Source organism: Bacteroides mediterraneensis, assembly GCF_900128455.1.
GTDB lineage: Bacteria > Bacteroidota > Bacteroidia > Bacteroidales > Bacteroidaceae > Phocaeicola > Phocaeicola mediterraneensis.
Window position 1 is genome coordinate 3849561 of the sequence record NZ_LT635783.1, and the last position, 19982, is coordinate 3869542.

17 protein-coding genes are annotated in these 19982 nt (G+C 49.2%); 7 read left to right on the forward strand and 10 right to left on the reverse strand.

What is annotated here, in order from left to right:
• Window positions 1-24: 24 nt before the first annotated feature.
• Both BQ7480_RS16480 and polA read right to left on the reverse strand, forming a co-directional pair.
• Window positions 25-411, reverse strand: a complete 387-nt coding sequence (locus tag BQ7480_RS16480; RefSeq protein WP_072543692.1) for a DUF3836 domain-containing protein — start codon at window positions 409-411, stop codon at window positions 25-27.
• A gap of 153 nt (window positions 412-564) precedes the next feature.
• Window positions 565-3333 (reverse strand): DNA polymerase I, encoded by a 2769-nt coding sequence (gene polA / locus BQ7480_RS16485; RefSeq protein WP_072543693.1) that lies wholly within the window; start codon window positions 3331-3333, stop codon window positions 565-567.
• A 94-nt stretch (window positions 3334-3427) separates the two neighbouring features.
• On the opposite strand from polA, the gene BQ7480_RS16490 reads away from it, so the two are divergent.
• Window positions 3428-4402 (forward strand): polyprenyl synthetase family protein, encoded by a 975-nt coding sequence (locus BQ7480_RS16490; RefSeq protein ID WP_072544100.1) that lies wholly within the window; start codon window positions 3428-3430, stop codon window positions 4400-4402.
• An 82-nt stretch (window positions 4403-4484) separates the two neighbouring features.
• Here the strand turns inward: BQ7480_RS16490 and deoC are convergent, their stop codons facing one another.
• From deoC to BQ7480_RS16530, 8 genes are all read right to left on the reverse strand, one after another.
• Complete coding sequence (deoC, locus tag BQ7480_RS16495) at window positions 4485-5432, reverse strand: deoxyribose-phosphate aldolase (RefSeq protein WP_072543694.1); 948 nt, start codon at window positions 5430-5432, stop codon at window positions 4485-4487.
• Window positions 5433-5439: 7 nt separating this feature from the next.
• The gene (locus BQ7480_RS16500; protein WP_022353851.1) at window positions 5440-5760 is read right to left on the reverse strand and encodes a nucleotide pyrophosphohydrolase; all 321 of its coding nucleotides are present in this window, start codon (window positions 5758-5760) and stop codon (window positions 5440-5442) included.
• A 2-nt stretch (window positions 5761-5762) separates the two neighbouring features.
• Window positions 5763-6215: a D-aminoacyl-tRNA deacylase gene (gene dtd / locus BQ7480_RS16505; RefSeq protein ID WP_072543695.1), complete on the reverse strand. Its 453-nt coding sequence runs from the start codon at window positions 6213-6215 to the stop codon at window positions 5763-5765.
• A 33-nt stretch (window positions 6216-6248) separates the two neighbouring features.
• Window positions 6249-8081: an excinuclease ABC subunit UvrC gene (gene uvrC, locus BQ7480_RS16510; RefSeq protein WP_072543696.1), complete on the reverse strand. Its 1833-nt coding sequence runs from the start codon at window positions 8079-8081 to the stop codon at window positions 6249-6251.
• A 100-nt stretch (window positions 8082-8181) separates the two neighbouring features.
• Window positions 8182-8706: an adenine phosphoribosyltransferase gene (locus tag BQ7480_RS16515; protein WP_072543697.1), complete on the reverse strand. Its 525-nt coding sequence runs from the start codon at window positions 8704-8706 to the stop codon at window positions 8182-8184.
• Window positions 8707-8763: 57 nt separating this feature from the next.
• Window positions 8764-10635: a tRNA uridine-5-carboxymethylaminomethyl(34) synthesis enzyme MnmG gene (gene mnmG, locus BQ7480_RS16520; protein ID WP_072543698.1), complete on the reverse strand. Its 1872-nt coding sequence runs from the start codon at window positions 10633-10635 to the stop codon at window positions 8764-8766.
• 38 nt (window positions 10636-10673) lie between these two features.
• On the reverse strand, window positions 10674-11096 hold the full coding sequence (gene ybeY, locus BQ7480_RS16525; protein WP_072543699.1) for an rRNA maturation RNase YbeY: 423 nt from the start codon (window positions 11094-11096) through the stop codon (window positions 10674-10676).
• Between the two features lie 9 nt (window positions 11097-11105).
• A complete protein-coding gene (locus BQ7480_RS16530; protein WP_072543700.1) occupies window positions 11106-12338 on the reverse strand; it encodes a nucleoside recognition domain-containing protein in 1233 nt (410 codons plus the stop codon).
• 100 nt (window positions 12339-12438) lie between these two features.
• On the opposite strand from BQ7480_RS16530, the gene BQ7480_RS16535 reads away from it, so the two are divergent.
• From BQ7480_RS16535 to BQ7480_RS16560, 6 genes are all read left to right on the forward strand, one after another.
• Entirely contained in the window at window positions 12439-13488 is a 1050-nt protein-coding gene (locus tag BQ7480_RS16535) for a DUF3810 domain-containing protein (RefSeq protein WP_072543701.1), read from the forward strand.
• Between the two features lie 314 nt (window positions 13489-13802).
• Window positions 13803-14933, forward strand: coding sequence for an N-acetyltransferase (locus BQ7480_RS16540; RefSeq protein ID WP_072543702.1), 1131 nt, complete (start codon window positions 13803-13805; stop codon window positions 14931-14933).
• Between the two features lie 21 nt (window positions 14934-14954).
• Window positions 14955-16895: a DNA topoisomerase IV subunit B gene (locus BQ7480_RS16545; protein ID WP_072543703.1), complete on the forward strand. Its 1941-nt coding sequence runs from the start codon at window positions 14955-14957 to the stop codon at window positions 16893-16895.
• A gap of 39 nt (window positions 16896-16934) precedes the next feature.
• Window positions 16935-17396: a pantetheine-phosphate adenylyltransferase gene (gene coaD / locus BQ7480_RS16550; protein ID WP_072543704.1), complete on the forward strand. Its 462-nt coding sequence runs from the start codon at window positions 16935-16937 to the stop codon at window positions 17394-17396.
• 12 nt (window positions 17397-17408) lie between these two features.
• Window positions 17409-18998, forward strand: coding sequence for a S41 family peptidase (locus BQ7480_RS16555; protein ID WP_072543705.1), 1590 nt, complete (start codon window positions 17409-17411; stop codon window positions 18996-18998).
• A 263-nt stretch (window positions 18999-19261) separates the two neighbouring features.
• Entirely contained in the window at window positions 19262-19951 is a 690-nt protein-coding gene (locus tag BQ7480_RS16560; RefSeq protein WP_072543706.1) for a succinate dehydrogenase/fumarate reductase cytochrome b subunit, read from the forward strand.
• Window positions 19952-19982: the final 31 nt, after the last annotated feature.

Here is a 19982-nt window from a genome sequence, read left to right on the forward strand (position 1 = left end):
AGAGTTTATGAATTTTTTATTTAATCATTTATCCATTGTAACGGTCATTTCAGGAATCAGAACGAAATCATTCTTCTTAGAATTCCATTTATAGTATTCAGTCGTTACACTCTTGCTGTCGTAAGTATAGCGGATGCACAAATCATTTTTCCAGCAGTTATCGCTTGCATCCCATTTCTGTGACATATTTTCTGTCATCTGGTTATTGGCGTTATACTTGTAGCTATATTTCATATAGTTTGTCAGCATATTGCCATCTTTCTTGTATACAGTTTCAGAAACTTTCAATCCGTTAACTTCTTCTGCGTTGTAAATCAGATTGTTATTCATTTTTGCAGCGTAAGTAGATACACTTGCGATGAAAGTCATAACCAAAACAACCAAACACTTTGCTAAACTTATCTTTTTCATATCTTTTATATTTTAAGGTTTTACTTACTTTTTGTTCCTTTTGACGGTGCAAATGTAGTAAAAGCTTTGATAGGTTGTATGCATTCCCGCTAAAAAATTGCGATAAATTAGCAAAATGTCACTGATTAAGCATTTGTTAACAGTTTGGATGGTTTAGTGTGCTTCCAGCCAATTTTGTCCCCAACCATAGTCTGCACGCAGCGGAGCTTTCATTTTGTAAGCAGCCTCCATTTCAGATATCACAATTTGCTGTACTTTTTCTTTTTCTTCCGGCAAGACGCTGAAATTGAGTTCATCGTGTACCTGAAGAATCATCTTCGAACGGATGCCTTCTTCCTGGAAACGGCGGTAGATTCGAATCATGGCCACTTTGATGATGTCGGCTGCACTGCCTTGAATCGGGGCGTTGATTGCATTTCGTTCAGCATAGCCTCTGACTACCGCATTTTTAGAGTTGATATCGGGCAGATAGCGTTTGCGCTTGAAGATGGTTTCAATGTAACCTTTCTCCCGTGCCTGACGGATACTCTCGTCCATATAAGCCTTCACTTTCGGATAGTTTTCAAAGTAACCGTCAATCAGTTCCTTGGCTTCCTTCCGGTCAACGTTCAGGCGTTCGGCCAGTCCGAAGACTGAAATACCGTAGATAATACCGAAATTGGCGGTTTTGGCCTTGCTGCGTTGTTCGCGGGTCACATCCTCCAGTTTTACCTTATATATTTTAGCTGCGGTGGCCGCATGAATGTCCTGTCCTTTCTGGAAAGCTTCTATCATGTGCGGGTCTTCGCTCAGGTGGGCCATGATGCGCAGCTCGATTTGGGAATAGTCGGCCGAGAAGAACTCGCATCCTTCATCGGGGATGAAAGCTTTGCGGATTTCTTTTCCATCCTCGTTGCGGATAGGAATATTCTGTAGGTTCGGATTGCTGGAACTCAGTCGTCCGGTAGCCGTGACTGTCTGGTTGAAGGAGGTGTGAATACGTCCCGTAGCCGGATTAATCAGTTGGGGGAGGGCATCGATGTAAGTACCCAGCAATTTCTTCAGGCCGCGGTGTTCCAAGATTTTTCCGACAATTTCGTGTTTCCCTTTCAGGCTTTCCAGCACCTCTTCCGAAGTGACGTATTGTCCTGTTTTAGTTTTCTTGGCCTTTTCCACTATCTTCAGGCGGTCGAAGAGTACCTCGCCAACCTGTTTGGGAGAGGCAATGTTGAATTCCATTCCGGCCAGTTGATATACTTCTTGTTCTATCTGGTTCATGCGGGCCGTGAAATGACGGGAGGTCTCTTTCAAGGCTGCCGGGTCGATGCGTACCCCGTTTCTTTCCATATAGGCCAGTACCGGCATGAGCGGCATTTCAATTTCCTCAAACAGTTTTTCAACTCCGTTTTCTACCAGTTCTTTCTCAAGTACGTGTTTCAGCTTGAGAGTGACATCGGCATCCTCGCAGGCGTATTTGTAGACATCGGCTGGAGGCAGGTCGCGCATGTTGCCTTGTTTCTTTCCTTTCGGTCCGATGAGTTCTTCAATTTTGATTGTTTCGTAGTGCAAGTACACTTCAGCCAAGTAATCCATTCCATGACGCAGTTCGGGTTGGAGCACATAATGGGCAATCATGGTGTCGAACATCTTTCCACGCAGGGTCACTCCATAATGTGCCAGCACATTCAAGTCATACTTGATGTTCTGTCCGATTTTGAGCGAATGAGGGTTTTCGAAGGCGGGTTTAAATATATTTACAATTTTAAGGGCTTCTTCACGATTGGACGGTACAGGTACATAAAAAGCCTGATTTTCGGCAAAACTGAAGCTCATTCCCACCAGTTCGGCGGTGATAGGGTCTACTCCCGTGGTTTCCGTGTCTAGACTGAAAAAATTCTGAGCAAGTAATTTCTGGGCTAAAATCTCCATTTTCTCTTGATTGTCAGCCAGTTGATAATCGTAGGGGAGAGATTCTAACCTCGTGAGATTTGAATTTTTGGCGTCGCCCGTATCTTCCTGCGCAAATAAGCCAAAGAGATCGGGTTGAGCGGAGGGAGAAGAAGGAGCCTTCTGTTCGGTTTTGAGTACCCGGTCAATCAGGGTCCGGAATTCCAGCATCTCGAACAAGCGGCGCAACTCTTCTTCGTTGGGGGCTTCTCTTTTCAGCGCCTCCATGTCGAGGGTGATGGGCACATCCGTTTTGATGGTTGCCAGAAATTTGGAGAACGTAATCTGTTCTTTGTTTTCCTCTACTTTCTTTTTAAGAGCTCCTTTCAGTTCGTCGGTATGTGCCAGCAGGTTTTCGATGCTTCCGAATTGTGCAATCAGTTTCTGGGCCGTTTTTTCTCCCACACCGGGACAGCCGGGAATGTTGTCGGCCGTATCTCCCATCAGTCCCAGCATGTCGATGACCTGCAGGGGAGACTCGATGTCGAATTTAGCTTTGACTTCGTTGACACCCATCACCTCAAAATCCTTGTCACCGTATTTGGGGCGATACATAAATACGCAGTCGCCCACCAGCTGACCGTAGTCCTTGTCGGGTGTCATCATGTAGGTGGGGATACCTTTCTTCCCGGCTTCAGTAGCCAACGTACCGATTACGTCGTCGGCTTCATAGCCCTGCACCTCCAGAATCGGGATGTGGTAGGCACGGATGATATCTTTGATGATAGGGACAGACTGCCGGATGGCTTCCGGGGTTTCTTCCCGCTGGGCTTTATAGGCTTGATAGGCTTCGTGGCGAAACGTAGGCCCGGCGGGGTCGAAAGCAATGCCGATGTGTGTCGGATTTTCTTTCCGCAAGACCTCTTCCAGTGTGTTGACAAATCCCAAGATGGCCGAGGTGTTCAGTCCCTTGGAATTGATACGGGGATTCTTGATAAAGGCGTAGTAGGCACGATAAATCAGTGCGTAAGCGTCTAGTAGAAATAGTTTCTCCATTCGTGTAAAAATATTAAGATTTTTCATGTAAAAGTACAAAAAAATACGGTATTCAGTCTTTTATTATTACTTTTGTGGGCTTAAATAAATGTACATGAACAAAATTGAGTTAATAAAGCAGCCTGTAGCAAAAGAGTTGGAAGAATTCAGAACGCTTTTCGAGGATTCCCTGACCAGTACAGACCCCTTGCTGGGAGAAGTACTGTCGTACGTCAAGAAGCGGAGTGGAAAAATGATGCGACCGATACTGGTGATGCTGATGGCTAAATTGTTCGGTACGATAAACGATTCCACTTTTCATGCGGCTCTTTCATTGGAACTGCTTCATACGGCCAGTCTGATTCACGATGATGTGGTGGATGAAAGCAATGAACGTCGCGGACAGTCGTCGGTCAATGCCATTTACAACAATAAGGTATCGGTATTGGTGGGCGATTACATGTTGGCTACGAGTCTGAAACATGCGGCACATACCGGAAAGGTGGAGTTGGTGGAACTGGTGGCATGTCTGGGGCAGGAACTTTCGGAAGGGGAGATTCTTCAGCTGGGCAACACTGGTAAGGAAGACTTTGCAGAAGAGACTTATTTTGATATTATCCGTAAGAAGACGGCGGCCTTGTTTAAGGCGAGTGCGAAAAGTGGGGCCGTATCGGTCGATGCCTCCCCGGAAGAAGCGGTGAAAGCGGCACTTTTTGGTGAGATGATAGGAATCGCTTTTCAGATAAAAGACGATATCTTCGATTATTTTGAGAATTCTGAACTCGGTAAGCCGACGGGTAACGACATGCTGGAAGGTAAGCTTACGTTGCCGGCATTGTACGTGTTGAACAAGCTGCATGACGCTTCCTTGAAGGAACTCGCGTTGCGGATACGCGCCTTGCGTGCATCGAAAGAAGAGATTGCCCAGTTCGTCGAGACGGTGAAGAAGGAGGGAGGCATTGAATACGCTACCCGGAAAATGTATGAGTTCCGCGAGAAGGCTCTTTCACTTTTGCCTGTCTCTACCGACGAGGCGATTCGTACTTCACTTACTGCTTATATTGATTACGTTATCGAGCGAAACAAGTAATTCGTGTCATCCATAAGAAATGCCCCTTTCTTCCGTGGTTTTCCCGCGATAGAAAGGGGCATTTTATTTTCTTTTTTCTTAGTTAGAAGAATTTGGTCTCACTGCCTACAATCTCCGAAAGCAGGAGGTTGGCCATACGGCTGGTGCCCAGACGGAACCGTTCGTTGGTCAGCCATTCTTCGCCCAGCAGTTCCTTTACGATGGTATAGTAGACCAACGCATCGTGTACGGAATTGATGCCGCCGGCAGGTTTGAAACCTACTTTCCGACCCGTTTCCAGGAAGTATTCCTTGATGGCCTGGCACATCACGTAAGCGGCTTCCGGGGTGGCAGCCGGATTCTCTTTTCCGGTAGAAGTCTTGATGAAATCCGCTCCTGAATACATGGAAAGGATAGAAGCCTTCTTGATGTTGGAAGCGCTGCCCAGTGCACCTGTTTCCAGAATTACCTTCAGGTGTTTGTCGCCGCACACCTCTTTCAGTTCTTCGATTTCATCGCACATGCCTTCGTAGTCTCCGCTCAAGAACTTGCCTACTGAGATTACGATGTCAATCTCATCGGCGCCGGCATGAAGTGCCATGGCTGTTTCGGCCACTTTCACTTCAATGAAAGTCTGTGAGGAAGGGAATCCTCCCGATACGCAGGCAATCTTGACATCGTCTGCTTCCAGAGTATCGTTGACAATCTCGGCCATGTTAGGGTAGACGCAGATGGCGGCTACATTCTTCAAGTCCGGATAGCGGTCTACGAACTCATTCACTTTTTCGGTAAATTTCATCACGCTTGTGTCACTGTCCGTGCATTTCAGTGTGGTCAGGTCGATACAGTTGAAAAGGAATTTCTTTACCTCCAGGGTGTTGTTCTCTTCCAGATGTTTTTCGATGAGTTTAGCCGTTTTGGCGGCGATTTCATCGTCATTCAGCGCTGTATTGTACTTGTGTAAAGCCTCTTCATACTTGCTGGTCTGGTTCGGGTTTTCTCTTTCGTCCTCGGGGGTATATCCGCCCCCATGTTCGCGATAATGTTCCATACGCTTATTATAGTTTAGGGTTGTTTTTATGTCTGTCCTTGTCACGGTTTGTCTTTTTCTCTAGGTTCTTGCGGAATGCTTCCGTCAGGTCTACACCTGTCTGGTTGGCCAGGCAGAGCAGCACCCAGAGCACGTCGGCCATTTCATCGCCCAAGTCCGTCTTTTCTCCGGCTTTGAACGACTGGTCGCCATACGTCCGTGCCATGATGCGTGCCAGTTCTCCCACTTCCTCGGTGAGCACGGCCATGTTGGTCAGTTCACTGAAGTATCTCACTCCATACGTCTTGATCCACGTATCTACTGTTTTCTGTGCTTCTTCCAGTGTCATAGTTATTCCTTATTTTTGGTGTCCATGCAGATGGTTACCGGTCCGTTGTTGATGAGTTCCACTTTCATGTCGGCCCCGAATTCACCGGTGCCAACCTCTTTGCCGAGGGCGATACTCAATTCGTTGCAGAAATAATTATAGAGTGGGATGGCCGTTTCATGTCCGGCTGCTCGGATATAAGACGGGCGGTTTCCTTTCTTGGTAGAAGCCATCAAAGTAAACTGGCTGATGACCAGTATTTCTCCCTGCACATCCAGAATCGATTTGTTCATCACTCCATTTTCATCGTCAAACACACGGAGGTTGACAATCTTCTTGCAGAGCCAGTCGGCATCTTCCTGTGTGTCGGCTTCCTCGATGCCGACCAGTATCATGAAGCCTTCCTTGATGGCCGATTTGCATGTCCCGTCAATGGTGACGGAGGCACGTGTCACACGTTGTATAACTACTCTCATGATTCTTTTCTTGTTTTTACAAAAGTAAGAAAATTATTTGGATTCCGACAGGGATTCCTTGACGCTTTTCGCCGCGCTTTCTCCGATGACCTCTGCTATCTCTTCCAGACTTGCCTGACGGATACGGGTCACGCTCTTGAACTTTTTCAGCAAAGCTGTCTTCCGTTTTTCCCCAATGCCTTTGATGGTGTCGAGGGCCGAGGCAATCTGACTCTTGCTTCTTTTCTCCCGATGGAAAGTGATGGCAAAGCGGTGCACTTCGTCTTGTATATTCTCCAGAAGATGGAACAGGGGAGTACCTTGCTTGATGCCGAGGGTTTGCGGTGGAAATCCGTACAAAATCTCCGATGTCCGGTGGCGGTTGTTCTTGGCCAGTCCGACGATGGGAATCTGCAGGTGCAATTCATCTTCCACGACTTCGCGTACCACCTCCATTTGTCCCTTTCCACCGTCGGTCAGAATCAGGTCGGGCAGTTCGCCCTGTTCTTCCAGAACGCGGGAGTAGCGGCGGCGCACTACCTCCTGCATGGATGCGTAATCATCGGGGCCCACCACGGTTTTGATGAGGTATTTGCGGTAATCTTTTTTGCTGGGCTTGGCTTGTTTGAACACCACGCAAGCGGCTACGGCATCCGAGCCTTGGATATTGGAGTTATCGAAACATTCGATGTGGTTGGGCATTTTCTCCAGGTGAAGCTGTGCTTGGATTTCTTTCATCAGACGTACGCTCCGTTGCTCTGGATTGAGCTTTTCCGCTTGTTTCAACCTGTCCACCTTATATTGCTTTACGTTCATCAGCGAGAGGTCAAGCAGGTGTTTCTTTTCGCCTCTTTGAGGTACGGTGAACGTCACCCCGTTCATTTCCATGTCCAGCTCAAAGGGAACAATGATTTCCTTGGATGTGCTTTTGTAGCGTTCCCTCATTTCCACGATGCCGAGAGACAGCAGTTCTTCCTTACTCTCGTTCATCCGCAGCTTGTATTCGAAGGTGAAGGCCTGGTTGATGCATCCGTTCGTGATGTGCAGGTAATTGATGTAAGCCGCGTTTTCGTCCGTCTCAATCGAAAAGACATCGATTTGGTGCAGGGTGGCACTGACCACCTCACTCTTGGCGCGGTAGCTTTCGATGAGCATGTATTGTTCCTTGACCTTTTGTGCTTCTTCGAAACGCATCTCTCCGGCCAGCTGTTTCATCTCTTCCATCAGGGCATTGCTCACGGCCTGTGTGTTTCCTTTCAACAGTTCTTTTGCCTGTGCGATGTGCTGCATGTATTCTTCGTGCGATTGTTGTCCGATGCAAGGTCCCAGGCAGTTCTTGATATGGTATTCCAGGCACACCTTGAATTTTCCCTGTGCGATGTTTTCGGGCGTCAGGGCGAGGTGGCAGGTGCGCAGCGGATATAGTTTCTTAATCAGCTCCAGAATCGCCATCATCGAAGGAATGTGGCTGTAAGGGCCGTAGTAGGTAGACCCGTCGCGAATGATTTTCCGGGTCTTGTAGATACGCGGAAAATACTCGTTGCTGACGCAGATGGAAGGGTAGGTCTTGTCGTCTTTCAGCAAGACGTTGTAGCGTGGTTTGTATTTCTTGATAAGGTTGTTTTCCAGCAGCAGGGCATCTTCCTCCGTATTGACCACAATGTAGCGGATGTCCGCAATCTTGGACACCAGCATCCGTGTCTTAGCTGATTGGTGATCTTTGGAGAAATAAGAGTACACACGGCGCTTCAGGTTCTTGGCCTTTCCCACATAGATGATGACTCCCTCCTTGTTCAAATACTGGTATATGCCCGGTCCTTCCGGAAGGTTCAATACGATTCCCTTCAGGTATTCACCGGTATTTTCTTTCTTTTCTACCTCTTCCATGGTTGCTTTCTTCTGGTTGAAAAGCAGCCTTCCCTGCAGGGGCTTTTCGCTCCTTGCAAAGAAGGCTGCTTGAATACTTTTCTGTCAAGACGGAAACTGTTTACAGCTTCAGCAAGGTGGTTACTTCTACGTTCTCATCGAAAGCTTTCCGGCCTTTCAGTCCTTCCAGTTCGATGACGAAGTTGACATACGCTTGCTTTACCCCACAGCGTTTCACCAGTCGGTGAGCAGCCGCCATGGTTCCTCCCGTAGCCAGCAGGTCATCGTGCAACAGCACGACGTCCTCTGGACTGATGGCATCTTTATGAAGCTGGATGGTGTCGGTACCATACTCCTTGGCGTAGGTCTCTTCTATCACCTCAGCGGGAAGCTTACCGGGCTTGCGGGCCATGATGAAGCCTGCCCCCAGACGGGCCGCCAAGGCACCTCCCAGGATGAATCCTCTTGACTCAATTCCCACGACCTTCGTGATGCCTTTGTCCTTGTACATCTCGTAGAGTTCGTCAATCATGCCCTGCAAGCATTCAGGATTTTTAAAGAGGGTAGTGACATCGTAGAACAGGATACCGGGTTTGGGAAAATCAGGAATTTCCCGGAGGTTTTTCTTTAATGTTTCTTTGTTCATATCCAGTGTTTTATATGTAATCCTTAAATGAATTGTTTCACGTGAAACATGGCCTGTTTAGCGCCCCAGCAACACCAGCAGCACATTGATATCGCTGGGAGAGACACCTGGAATACGGCTGGCTTGAGCCAGGGTCTCCGGGTCTATCTTCACGAGCTTCTGTCGTGCTTCGGTTGAGAGGGACTGTAGGTTCTCGTAGTCGAACTTACCCTTGATGCGGATGGATTCCAACCGGTGAATCTTGTCGGCGATGGTCCGCTCGCGGTCAATGTAGCCTTTGTACTTGATGCGGATTTCGGCGGCTTCTATCACCTCTTCCTTGCGGTCGTCAATCTTATCTAGCTCGGCCTGGAAGGCAGGAATATGCGGGGCGATATTTTCGATGGTAATCTGTGGACGACTGATTAAGTCCACCAACTTACATCCATGGGTGAGTTGGGCTGTGCCCAAACTTTCCAGCGCTTCGTTTATCCTGTCGGCTTTGACCGAGAAATTATTGACGAAGCTGACCAGGTGGTCGATGGCTGCCCGCTTCTTTTGGAAGATGGCGTAACGGTCGTCCTTCACCAACCCCAGCTGGTAGGCTCGTTCCGTCAGTCGCATGTCGGCATCGTCCTGACGGAGCAGGATACGGTATTCGGCTCTCGACGTAAACATACGGTACGGTTCGTCCACTCCCTTCGTCACCAGGTCGTCAATCAGTACGCCGATGTAAGCTTCATCGCGTCCTAGGATGAAAGGCTCTCCGCCGTGGCAGTTCAAGTGCGCGTTGATGCCGGCGATGATTCCCTGGCCGCCCGCTTCTTCGTATCCGGTCGTTCCGTTCACCTGTCCGGCAAAGAACAGGTTCTTCACTACCTTTGATTCCAGCGTATGCTTGAGCTGGGTCGGGTCGAAGTAATCGTATTCGATGGCATATCCCGGACGATACACCACCAGGTCTTTAAAGCACGGAATCTTCTTCAAAGCTTCCAGCTGAATCTCCATCGGCAAGGAAGAAGAGAATCCGTTCAGATAAAGTTCACGGGTAGTTTCTCCTTCCGGCTCCAGGAAAAGTTGGTGTTGGGGCTTGTCAGGGAACGTCACAATTTTGGTTTCAATGCTTGGGCAGTAACGTGGTCCGATACTCTTGATTTGTCCGTTGAAAAGGGGAGAGTCGGCCAGTCCTTTCCGCAGGGTGGCATGTACTTCCTCGTTGGTGAAGCACGTCCAGCACTGCAGCTGTTTCAGGTGGCGCGGTTCGCTGATGAACGAAAAACGGTGGAAATCGTTTTCTCCATCCTGTGTATCCATCAAGTCGAAGTGGACACTCTTTCCATCGATGCGTACTGGTGTACCTGTCTTCATTCTTCCGGCCGTGATGCCGTGCCGGGTGATGGATTCGGTGAGATGGTAGGAAGCCGGTTCCGCACAGCGTCCGCCCGCCAGCATCTTGTGTCCGATGTGCATCAGTCCGTTCAGGAATGTGCCTGCGGTGAGCACGATACATTTGGCATGGAATGTTACACCCCAGCAAGTCACCACTCCCGTTACTTCTCCATTTTCTACCAGCAGTTCCTCCACGGTGTCCTGCCAGATATGTAGGTTTGGCAGATTTTCGAGTACCTCTCTCCATGCCCAGATAAATTTGCCACGGTCGCATTGCGCACGCGGACTCCACATGGCCGGACCTTTGGAACGGTTCAGCATGCGGAACTGTATCGCCGTCTTGTCGGTCACCAGTCCCATGTATCCTCCCAGGGCATCAATCTCTCTGACGATTTGTCCTTTGGCGATACCTCCGACCGCCGGGTTACAGCTCATCTGCCCGATTTTGTTCATGTCCATGGTAATCAGGCAGGTCTTCGAACCCAGATTGGCTGCAGCGGCTGCTGCCTCACATCCGGCATGACCGGCACCAATTACGATTACATCATACTTAAAATCCATTCGTTTTTATGTTTTTATTTCTTCTGCAAAAATACGAATTACATGAAATCTTTCCGCATTTCCAGGGCCTTGTTTTCGGCAGCCTCCATGATTTCGCGTTCGCCGGGACCCTTGTCGTTGATACCACACAGGTGCAGGATGCCGTGGATGATGACGCGGAAAAGTTCTGTTTCATACGGGGCCTCAAACTGCACGGCGTTACTCCGTACAGTGTCCAGGCTGATGAACAAGTCGCCCGACAACCGTTTCCCTTCGCAGTAGTCGAAGGTGATGATATCCGTATAATAATCGTGTTGCAGGTATTGTCGGTTCACCTCCAGAATCTTTTCGTCCGAGCAGAATATGTAGGCAATTTCGCCCACTCTTTTTCCGTAACTTTCCGCTACGGCTTTGATCCATGCAGTGGTTTCATGCTGTTTGATGGCGGGCATTTCCACGCCTTCGGTTTGATAACTAATCATAATGGTATGTTAATTGAAAAATAAATATCCGATAAAGATGGCGGCCAGTACGCCAGCAAAGTCGGCAATCAGGCCGCAGGGGACGGCATGCCGGGTGCGGGTTACGCTTACACTCCCAAAATAGACAGCTAGGATGTAGAATGTGGTATCGGTGGAACCTTGGAAAATGCAGGCCAGTCGTCCTACAAACGAATTGGCCCCGTATGTGGTCATGGCATCTACCATCAGGCCGCGGGCCCCGCTTCCACTCAACGGTTTCATCAGGGCAGTAGGTAAGGCCCCCACGAACTGGTCGTCCAGTCCACAGCCTCTCACCAGTGTGGCGATGCCTTGTATCAGAAAGTCCATGGCCCCTGAAGCCCGGAAGACCCCGATGGCTACCAGAATGGCCACCAGATACGGGATGATTCTTACGGCAGTGGAGAAACCTTCCTTGGCTCCTTCCACGAACGCATCATAGACATTGACCTTTTTCCGTACGCCGGCCACGATGAAGCCGATGATAATCAGAAAAAGGAAGACATTGGCAAAAGTGGTAGAGTAGAGGTCGATTTGCTGCCGGGTGAGCAGGTGGAAAAAATAGATGATACCCGCGATGAAAAGGCTTGCTCCTCCCAAAAACAGGAGGATGGTGCGGTTCAGCAGATTGATACGCTGGTACGCGCTGACCGCAAGGATACCGGCCAGAGTCGAGAAGAACGTGGCCAGCAGGATAGGCACAAACACGTCGGTCGGTTGGATCGCTCCCAGTTGTGCCCGATACACCATAATGCTGATAGGAATTAAAGTCAGCCCCGAAGTGTTCAGCACCAGAAACATGATCATCGGATTGCTGGCCGTATCTTTTCGTGGATTCAGTTCCTGCAGTCCCTCCATGGCTTTCAGACCGAGCGGCGTGGCCGCATTGTCCAGTCCCAGCATGTTAGCCGCCAGGTTCATGAAAATACTGCCTGTTACCGGGTGCCCTTTGGGAATGTCCGGAAACAGTCTCGAAAACAGCGGACTGAGCAGTCGGGCAAAGAGCTGGATTACGCCTCCCTTTTCTCCAATCTTCATGATGCCAAGCCAAAGCGAAAGCACGCCGGTCAGTCCCAAAGAAATCTCGAAAGCCGTCTTCGACGAGTCGAAAGTAGAGTTGATGATTGCTGGAAAAACCGCTGTGTCGCCAAGACACACCAGTTTCACGAGGGCCACTCCGAAAGCCAGCAGAAAGAATGCAATCCAGATGTAGTTTAATGCCATTTTCTGTCTAAGTATAATTCATGATTAATCTGTGTTACAAAAGTATATATTTTCTTTGTCACTACCTTCACCTTCTTTGAAAACATATAACTTTGTGTGTATGAAAAGTTTTTCGTCGCGTTACATACGTTGGGCCATAGAAGCCCTTTTGCTGATAGTGGTTATCCTTTGCCGTTATTGGTCGGAGGCGGGTGAGGTGTATGCTCGCCACGTTTATCCCGTATTGTCTGCCGTGTTGTCCGTTTTGGTGGCATGGATTCCTTTTTCAGTGGAAGAGTGGCTGGTCTTCGTTTTCGTTCTTCTTTTCATCGGGTTGCCGTTCTGTGCACGCCGCCGTAGAAAAGGTTGGAGATGGGCGTTGCGTGCCGAAGTGGAGTGTGCGGTAATCTGCTACCTGTGGTTTTATTGGGGATGGGGAATCAACTATTTCCGAAAAGACTTTTTTGTCCGTTCATCTACCGAGCCGGTAGCTTATGTGGAAGCCGATTTCCATCGTTTTCTGACAGCCTATACCGACAGCTTGAACGCTTCGTACACGGTGGGTGAATTTCCTGCTTCTGCAGAGATTGAACGGGAAGTGAAGCAACTGTACGCACAGGTCCCTTCCCGCTTTGGACTTGCCAGTCCTCGCAGCTATCAGCATCCCAAGCCAGTTGCTTTCAACGCCCTTTACTCTGGCGTGGGGGTGCTAGGTTATATGGGGCCTTTCTTCTCCGAGTCGCAGTTGAACCGTGAACTGCTTCCTTTGCAATGGCCCTTTACCTACGCCCATGAATATGCCCATTTGCTTGGGGTGAGCAGTGAAGCCGAAGCCAATTTCTGGGCCTATCAGATTTGTATCCGTTCCCAGTCGCTGTCGGTCCGTTATGCCGGTTATTTCGGTTTGCTGCCTTATGTCCTGTCGAATGCGGCAGGTCTGCTCGATGAAGAAGCTTATCAGCAACTGTGTCGTTCCATTCGTCCGGAAGTGTGGGAGGCTCTTCGGGAAAAGGAAGCTTATTGGGACTCGAAGTACAGCCCGTGGGTGGGACGCATACAAGCGCAGATTTATGAATGGTACCTGAAAGGCAATCAGATTTCGTCCGGTCAGAAAAATTATGGGGAAGTCATTTCTATGGTGCTGTCTTTACCGTCAGACTGGTGGTGGTGAGCTTGCGAGAATGTAAAAATCGTGCTCATCTGCCCGGAAAGAAATAAATTTTGAATTCTCGCAGAAGAAAAACATCTTATTTTCTTGTAAAACAATAAATTGTGAAAAATGGGGACTTTGCAATCTGGAAGGGAAATGAAAAGAAAACTTAAAATCAACCTTTCTGATAGGTCCTAGAAAGCGATTCCTGTTGTTCTCCGTCGTAGCTTAAAGTGTGAAAATCAGTAAATAGACCGCATTTTCAGAGAAAAAGCATTATCTTTACAGCCTTAATTTTTCTAAACTCATAGCGAACGAAAGAAAATTATACCACAATGACTATCTCGATTCAAAAAGTTACGACGAAAGCAGAACTGAAGAAGTTCATACGTTTCAATTACGAACTTTATAAAAATAATCCTTATTCTGTTCCCGATTTGTACGATGACATGCTCAATACCTTCAATCCGAAAAAGAATGCTGCGTTTGAGTTTTGTGAGGCAGATTATTTTTTGGCCTATCGGGGGGATGAAATCGTAGGGCGTGTGGCTGCCATCATCAATCACCGGGCCAATGATACGTGGCACAAGAAAGAAGTCCGCTTCGGCTGGATTGACTTCATCGATGAGGAAGAAGTCTCGGCTGCCTTGCTCGACACCGTGGCCAAATGGGGAAAGGAGCGAGGTATGGAAGCCATGGTGGGTCCGCTGGGGTTTACCGACATGGATGCCGAAGGCATGCTGGTGGAAGGATTCGACCAGCTGGGTACGATGGCTACCATCTATAATTATTCCTACTATCCCGAACACATGGAGCAGCTGGGTTTCGAGAAAGAAGCCGATTGGGTGGAGTACAAGCTCACCGTGCCACACCAGCTTCCCGATAAGTTCGTACGCATTTCCGAAATCATCCTGCAGAAATACAAACTGAAAATCAAGAAGCTCAAACGGGGCGACATCAAGAAAGGAAATTACGGCCAGAAAATCTTCGACCTGATTAATGAGGCTTACGCACCGTTGTATGGCTATTCGCAGATGACACAGGGGCAAATCGACCAGTATGTCAAGATGTATCTTCCACTCATTGATTTGCGTATGGTGTCATTGGTCGAAGACGAGGAAGGCAATCTGGTGGCAGTGGGTATTTCCATGCCTTCGTTGTCGGTCGCCTTGCAGAAAGCCAAGGGCAAGATGTTGCCTTTCGGCTGGTATCATTTGCTGAAAGCTCTGTTCATCAAGCGTCCCCGTATTCTCGACCTGCTGCTGGTAGGTGTGAAGCCCGAATACCAGAGCAAGGGAGTCAATGCCCTGCTGTTCTACGACTTGGTACCTATCTTCCAGCAAATGGGATTCGAGTATGGCGAAAGTAATCCGGAACTGGAACTCAACAAGAAAGTACAGGCACAGTGGAGTGCCTTCGAATCCGTGCAGCACAAGCGTCGCCGGGCTTACAAGAAAATGATTTAATGTCAGAAAGGGGATATATCTATGGAGGAAATTAACGAACACACCGTTTCTTCCGCCAACTATACGGAAGAGAATATTCGCCACCTGAGTGACATGGAGCACGTGCGTACCCGTCCCGGTATGTATATCGGACGACTGGGCGACGGTTCACAGGCCGAAGATGGTATCTATGTGCTGCTCAAGGAAGTGGTGGACAACAGCATCGACGAGTTCAAGATGGGAGCCGGAAAGCGCATCGAGATTCAGCTGGAAGATAATCTGCGTGTGTCCGTGCGCGACTATGGCCGGGGCATCCCTTTGGGAAGTCTGGTCGATGCCGTCTCCATGCTGAACACCGGAGGAAAATACGACACCAAGGCTTTCAAGAAAAGTGTGGGTCTGAATGGAGTAGGTGCCAAGGCGGTCAATGCCTTGAGTTCCCGTTTTGTAGCTTGGAGTGCCCGCGACGGACAGATGCGCAAGGCTGTTTTCGAACGTGGGGAACTGATCAGTGACGAGACCTGCGCCACTGACGAGGAAAACGGTACCTATATCTTCTTCGAACCCGATGACACCCTGTTCCTGAACTATCGGTTCCGCCCGGAGTTCATCGAGACCATGCTCCGTAACTATACCTATTTAAATACGGGCCTGTCCATTTACTATAACGGTCACCGCATTATAAGCCGTAACGGACTGGAAGATTTGCTGAACGATAACATGACGGCGCCGGGGCTGTATCCTATCGTACACCTCACGGGCGAGGACATCGAGATTGCCTTCACCCATAGCGCCCAGTACGGCGAAGAATATTATTCCTTTGTCAACGGACAGCATACCACACAAGGAGGAACCCATCAGAGTGCCTTTAAAGAACATATTGCCCGTACTATCAAGGAATTCTACGGGAAAAACCTTGAATACCAGGATATTCGTAACGGGCTGGTGGCTGCCATTGCCATCAACGTGATTGAGCCTACCTTCGAGAGCCAGACTAAAATCAAGCTCGGATCGCTTACCATGGCTCCCGAGAAAGATTCCGAAGGAAATCCTTATCCGCTTTCGGGAGTCAGTGTGAATAAGTTTGTGGGCGATTTCGTGAAGGAGCAGGTGGATAACTACCTCCACAAGCATCCTGATGTGGCCGAAATCCTTTTGCAGAAAATTCAGGAGTCAGAAAAAGAGCGCAAGGCCATTGCCGGAGTGACGAAGATTGCCCGTGAACGTGCCAAGAAAGCCAACCTGCATAACCGCAAGCTGCGCGATTGCCGCATCCATCTCAACGACCAGAAAGGCGGTAAGAAAGACGATGAAGATGACCCTCGTCTGGAAAGTTCCATCTTTATCACCGAGGGAGATTCGGCCAGCGGCTCCATCACGAAGAGCCGCGATGTCAATACCCAGGCGGTGTTTAGCTTGCGTGGTAAACCGTTGAACTCGTTCGGCCTCACCAAGAAGGTGGTCTATGAGAACGAGGAGTTCAACCTTCTGCAGGCAGCCCTGAACATCGAAGACGGGCTCGACGGTCTCCGATATAATAAGGTAATTGTGGCCACCGATGCTGATGTGGACGGTATGCACATCCGTCTGCTGATGATTACTTTCTTCCTGCAGTTCTTCCCCGACCTGATAAAGAAAGGCCATGTCTATATTTTGCAGACCCCGCTGTTCCGCGTGCGCAACCGCAAGAAAGGGGTTTACGAAACCATCTATTGTTATTCGGATGAAGAGCGCCTGGCAGCCATTGAGAAACTGAGCCCCAATCCGGAAATCACCCGATTCAAGGGACTGGGAGAAATTTCGCCCGACGAGTTCCGCCATTTCATCGGCAAGGACATGCGTCTGGAACAGGTTACCCTCCGCAAGACCGACGCCGTGAAGGAGCTGCTGGAGTTCTACATGGGCAAGAATACCATGGAACGCCAGAACTTCATCATCGACAATCTGGTGGTGGAGGAAGACCTGATTAAGAATGAAGAATGAATAGAATAATGAATAATTAATAACTGCCAGTCATCAGTGATGAAAAAAGCAATATTTCCGGGTACGTTCGACCCGTTTACCATCGGCCACTATTCCGTGGTGAAGCGTGCCCTGACCTTTATGGATGAAATTATTATCGGCATCGGAGTGAACGACAAGAAGAAAACCTGGTTCCCCACCGAACGGCGCGTGGAGATGATCCGGAAACTCTATGCCGACGAACCCCGTATCAGCGTCGAGGCATACGACAATCTGACCGTGGATTTTGCCCGCGAACGGGGAGCCGGATTCATTATCCGCGGCATCCGTACCGTACACGATTTTGAATACGAAGAAACCATTGCCGACATCAACCGCAAGCTGGCCGGCGTGGAAACCATCCTGCTCTTTACCGAGCCGGAACTGACTGCCATCAGCTCCACCATCGTGCGTGAACTGCTGCAGTATGGCAAGGACGTGTCGGCGTTCCTGCCTGAAGGAATGGATATAGACGAAAAATAAAACTTTCAACACATGAAAATCAGAAAACACGTATGGATATTTCTCTGCGGACTGGCTGTCTGGACGGTCTTGCCCGCACAGAACAGACTTCTCGATTCCCCCTCGCGCAAGTTGCAGCTGGCGGAATTTGCCATCTCCAACCTGTATGTCGACAAGGTGGACGAAGACAAACTGGTGGAAACCGCCATTGTCAGCATGCTTGAAGAGCTCGACCCGCACTCCACTTATTCCGACCCGGAGGAAGTGAAGCGCCTCAATGAACCTTTGCAGGGAAATTTCGACGGTATCGGCATCCAGTTCAATATGGCTACCGATACTTTGTTTGTCATCCAGCCTGTATCGGGCGGGCCTTCCGAGAAAGTCGGCATCCTGGCTGGCGACCGCATTATCGAGGTGAACGATACCGTGATTGCCGGTGTGAAAATGAATACCGACGAGGTGATGCGCCGTTTGCGCGGACCGAAAGGTTCCACGGTGACGGTGAAGGTGCTGCGTGCCGGTGTCAAGGAACTCCTGCCGTTCACCATCAAGCGTGACAAGATTCCCGTGTACAGCCTCGATGCTTCCTATATGGTGGAAGGACAGATTGGCTATATCCGAGTGAACCGTTTTGCCGCCACTACCGCCAAGGAATTCACGGATGCCCTCCATAAATTGCAGAAGCAGGGCATGAAAGACCTGATACTCGACTTGCAGGGCAATGGCGGCGGCTACTTGAATGCAGCCATCAGCCTGTGTGACCAGATACTGGGCGAAAAGGAACTTATTGTCTATACCGAAGGCCGCCGCAATCCACGTGCGGAATTTGAAGCCAAGGGTGACGGCGATTTCCAGCAAGGTCGTCTGGTGGTGCTAGTCGATGAATATTCGGCTTCGGCCAGCGAAATTGTCACCGGAGCCATTCAGGACTGGGACCGTGGTATTGTGGTCGGTCGCCGTACCTTCGGAAAAGGATTGGTGCAGCGTCCCATCGACCTGCCCGACGGCTCTATGATCCGTCTGACGGTGGCCCGTTACTATACTCCTTCGGGCCGTTGCATCCAGAAGCCCTACGAAAGTATTGAAAAATACAACCAGGATTTGATTGACCGCTACAACCGGGGCGAAATGATGAGTGCCGACAGCATCCACTTCCCCGATTCGCTCAAGGCCAAGACCCTGAAGCTGGGACGCACCGTGTATGGCGGCGGGGGTATCATGCCCGATTATTTCGTACCCATCGATACCACGATGTACACCGATTACTACCTGTCCCTCCGCGACAAGGGAGCCATGGTACAGCTGAACATCAAGCTCATCGACCGTCACCGGAAAGAATGGCTCAAGCAATATAAGACCTTCGACCGTTTCAACCGCGAGTTTGAGGTGACGAAGGAGATGCTCGACGAGCTGGTGGCGCAGGGCATTTCGCTGGGAGTGACCTACAACGAGGCTCAGTTCCAGACCGCACTGCCGCTGGTAAAGACCCAGCTGAAAGCCCTGCTGGCCCGCGACATTTGGGACATGAGCGAATACTTCCAGGTGATTAACACGCTGAACGACAGTATGAAAAAGGCCGTGGAACTGTTGCGTGAGCCCGGTATGAATTTTCCTAAAAGATAGCCCTCGGAAAACGTCCTTGCGTTTGTGGAAAAACGCAAGGACGTTTTCATTAAAACGCAAGTGCGTTTGGATCAAAACTCTTCGGCGTTTTGTTTCAAACGCACTTGCGTTTTTGGGTGCTCCCGAATCCGCCGGTCGATTACAGAATTTTTTCCATAATCTGTTGTATTATCTGAATAAATCTTCTAATTTTGCATCATAATTTGGACCGTGAAGTGCGAAATTATAGTTCTAACAATTAAATAATTTAAATTCAATCATTTATGTGGTTAAGTAATTCATCTATTGGAAGGAAAGTGGTGATGAGCGTCACAGGTATCGCCCTTGTCCTGTTTCTGACATTTCACATGGCGATGAACCTTGTTGCATTGTTCTCGGGCGAGGCATACAACATGGTCTGTGAGTTCCTCGGCGCTAACTGGTATGCACTGGTAGCTACTGTCGGACTGGCTGCCCTGTTTGTAATTCACATCATCTACGCTTTCTGGCTGACGATGCTGAACCGTGCCGCACGCGGTCACGAACGTTATGCAGTGACAGCAAAACCGAAAAACGTGGAATGGGCATCTCAGAACATGTTGGTGCTGGGTATCATCGTGATTCTGGGTCTGGCACTTCACTTTGTGAACTTCTGGAGCAAAATGCAGTTCGCTGAAATCGTAGGCAACCCGATGCTGGGAGGTCTTCATGCAGCCGACGGTTATGGCTACATCCTGCAGACATTCGCTAATCCGGTGTTCTTTGTACTGTACATCATCTGGCTGATTGCCTTGTGGTTCCATTTGACTCACGGATTCTGGAGCGCCATGCAGACGCTGGGTTGGAACAACACCATCTGGATTAACCGCTGGAAATGCATCTCAAACATCTATTCTACCATCATCGTACTGGGTTTCATGCTGGTAGCTGTAGTGTTCTTCCTGAAGAGCCTGATGGGTTGCGGTGCTTGCTAATTTAAGTGTAACTGATTAAATTGAAAAAACA

Coding starts and splice junctions, on each gene's coding strand:
- BQ7480_RS16480 (WP_072543692.1), bottom strand. CDS start 411: ATGAAAAAGATAAGTTTAGCAAAGTGTTTGGTTGTTTTGGTTATGACT.
- polA (WP_072543693.1), bottom strand. CDS start 3,333: ATGGAGAAACTATTTCTACTAGACGCTTACGCACTGATTTATCGTGCC.
- BQ7480_RS16490 (WP_072544100.1), top strand. CDS start 3,428: ATGAACAAAATTGAGTTAATAAAGCAGCCTGTAGCAAAAGAGTTGGAA.
- deoC (WP_072543694.1), bottom strand. CDS start 5,432: ATGGAACATTATCGCGAACATGGGGGCGGATATACCCCCGAGGACGAA.
- BQ7480_RS16500 (WP_022353851.1), bottom strand. CDS start 5,760: ATGACACTGGAAGAAGCACAGAAAACAGTAGATACGTGGATCAAGACG.
- dtd (WP_072543695.1), bottom strand. CDS start 6,215: ATGAGAGTAGTTATACAACGTGTGACACGTGCCTCCGTCACCATTGAC.
- uvrC (WP_072543696.1), bottom strand. CDS start 8,081: ATGGAAGAGGTAGAAAAGAAAGAAAATACCGGTGAATACCTGAAGGGA.
- BQ7480_RS16515 (WP_072543697.1), bottom strand. CDS start 8,706: ATGAACAAAGAAACATTAAAGAAAAACCTCCGGGAAATTCCTGATTTT.
- mnmG (WP_072543698.1), bottom strand. CDS start 10,635: ATGGATTTTAAGTATGATGTAATCGTAATTGGTGCCGGTCATGCCGGA.
- ybeY (WP_072543699.1), bottom strand. CDS start 11,096: ATGATTAGTTATCAAACCGAAGGCGTGGAAATGCCCGCCATCAAACAG.
- BQ7480_RS16530 (WP_072543700.1), bottom strand. CDS start 12,338: ATGGCATTAAACTACATCTGGATTGCATTCTTTCTGCTGGCTTTCGGA.
- BQ7480_RS16535 (WP_072543701.1), top strand. CDS start 12,439: ATGAAAAGTTTTTCGTCGCGTTACATACGTTGGGCCATAGAAGCCCTT.
- BQ7480_RS16540 (WP_072543702.1), top strand. CDS start 13,803: ATGACTATCTCGATTCAAAAAGTTACGACGAAAGCAGAACTGAAGAAG.
- BQ7480_RS16545 (WP_072543703.1), top strand. CDS start 14,955: ATGGAGGAAATTAACGAACACACCGTTTCTTCCGCCAACTATACGGAA.
- coaD (WP_072543704.1), top strand. CDS start 16,935: ATGAAAAAAGCAATATTTCCGGGTACGTTCGACCCGTTTACCATCGGC.
- BQ7480_RS16555 (WP_072543705.1), top strand. CDS start 17,409: ATGAAAATCAGAAAACACGTATGGATATTTCTCTGCGGACTGGCTGTC.
- BQ7480_RS16560 (WP_072543706.1), top strand. CDS start 19,262: ATGTGGTTAAGTAATTCATCTATTGGAAGGAAAGTGGTGATGAGCGTC.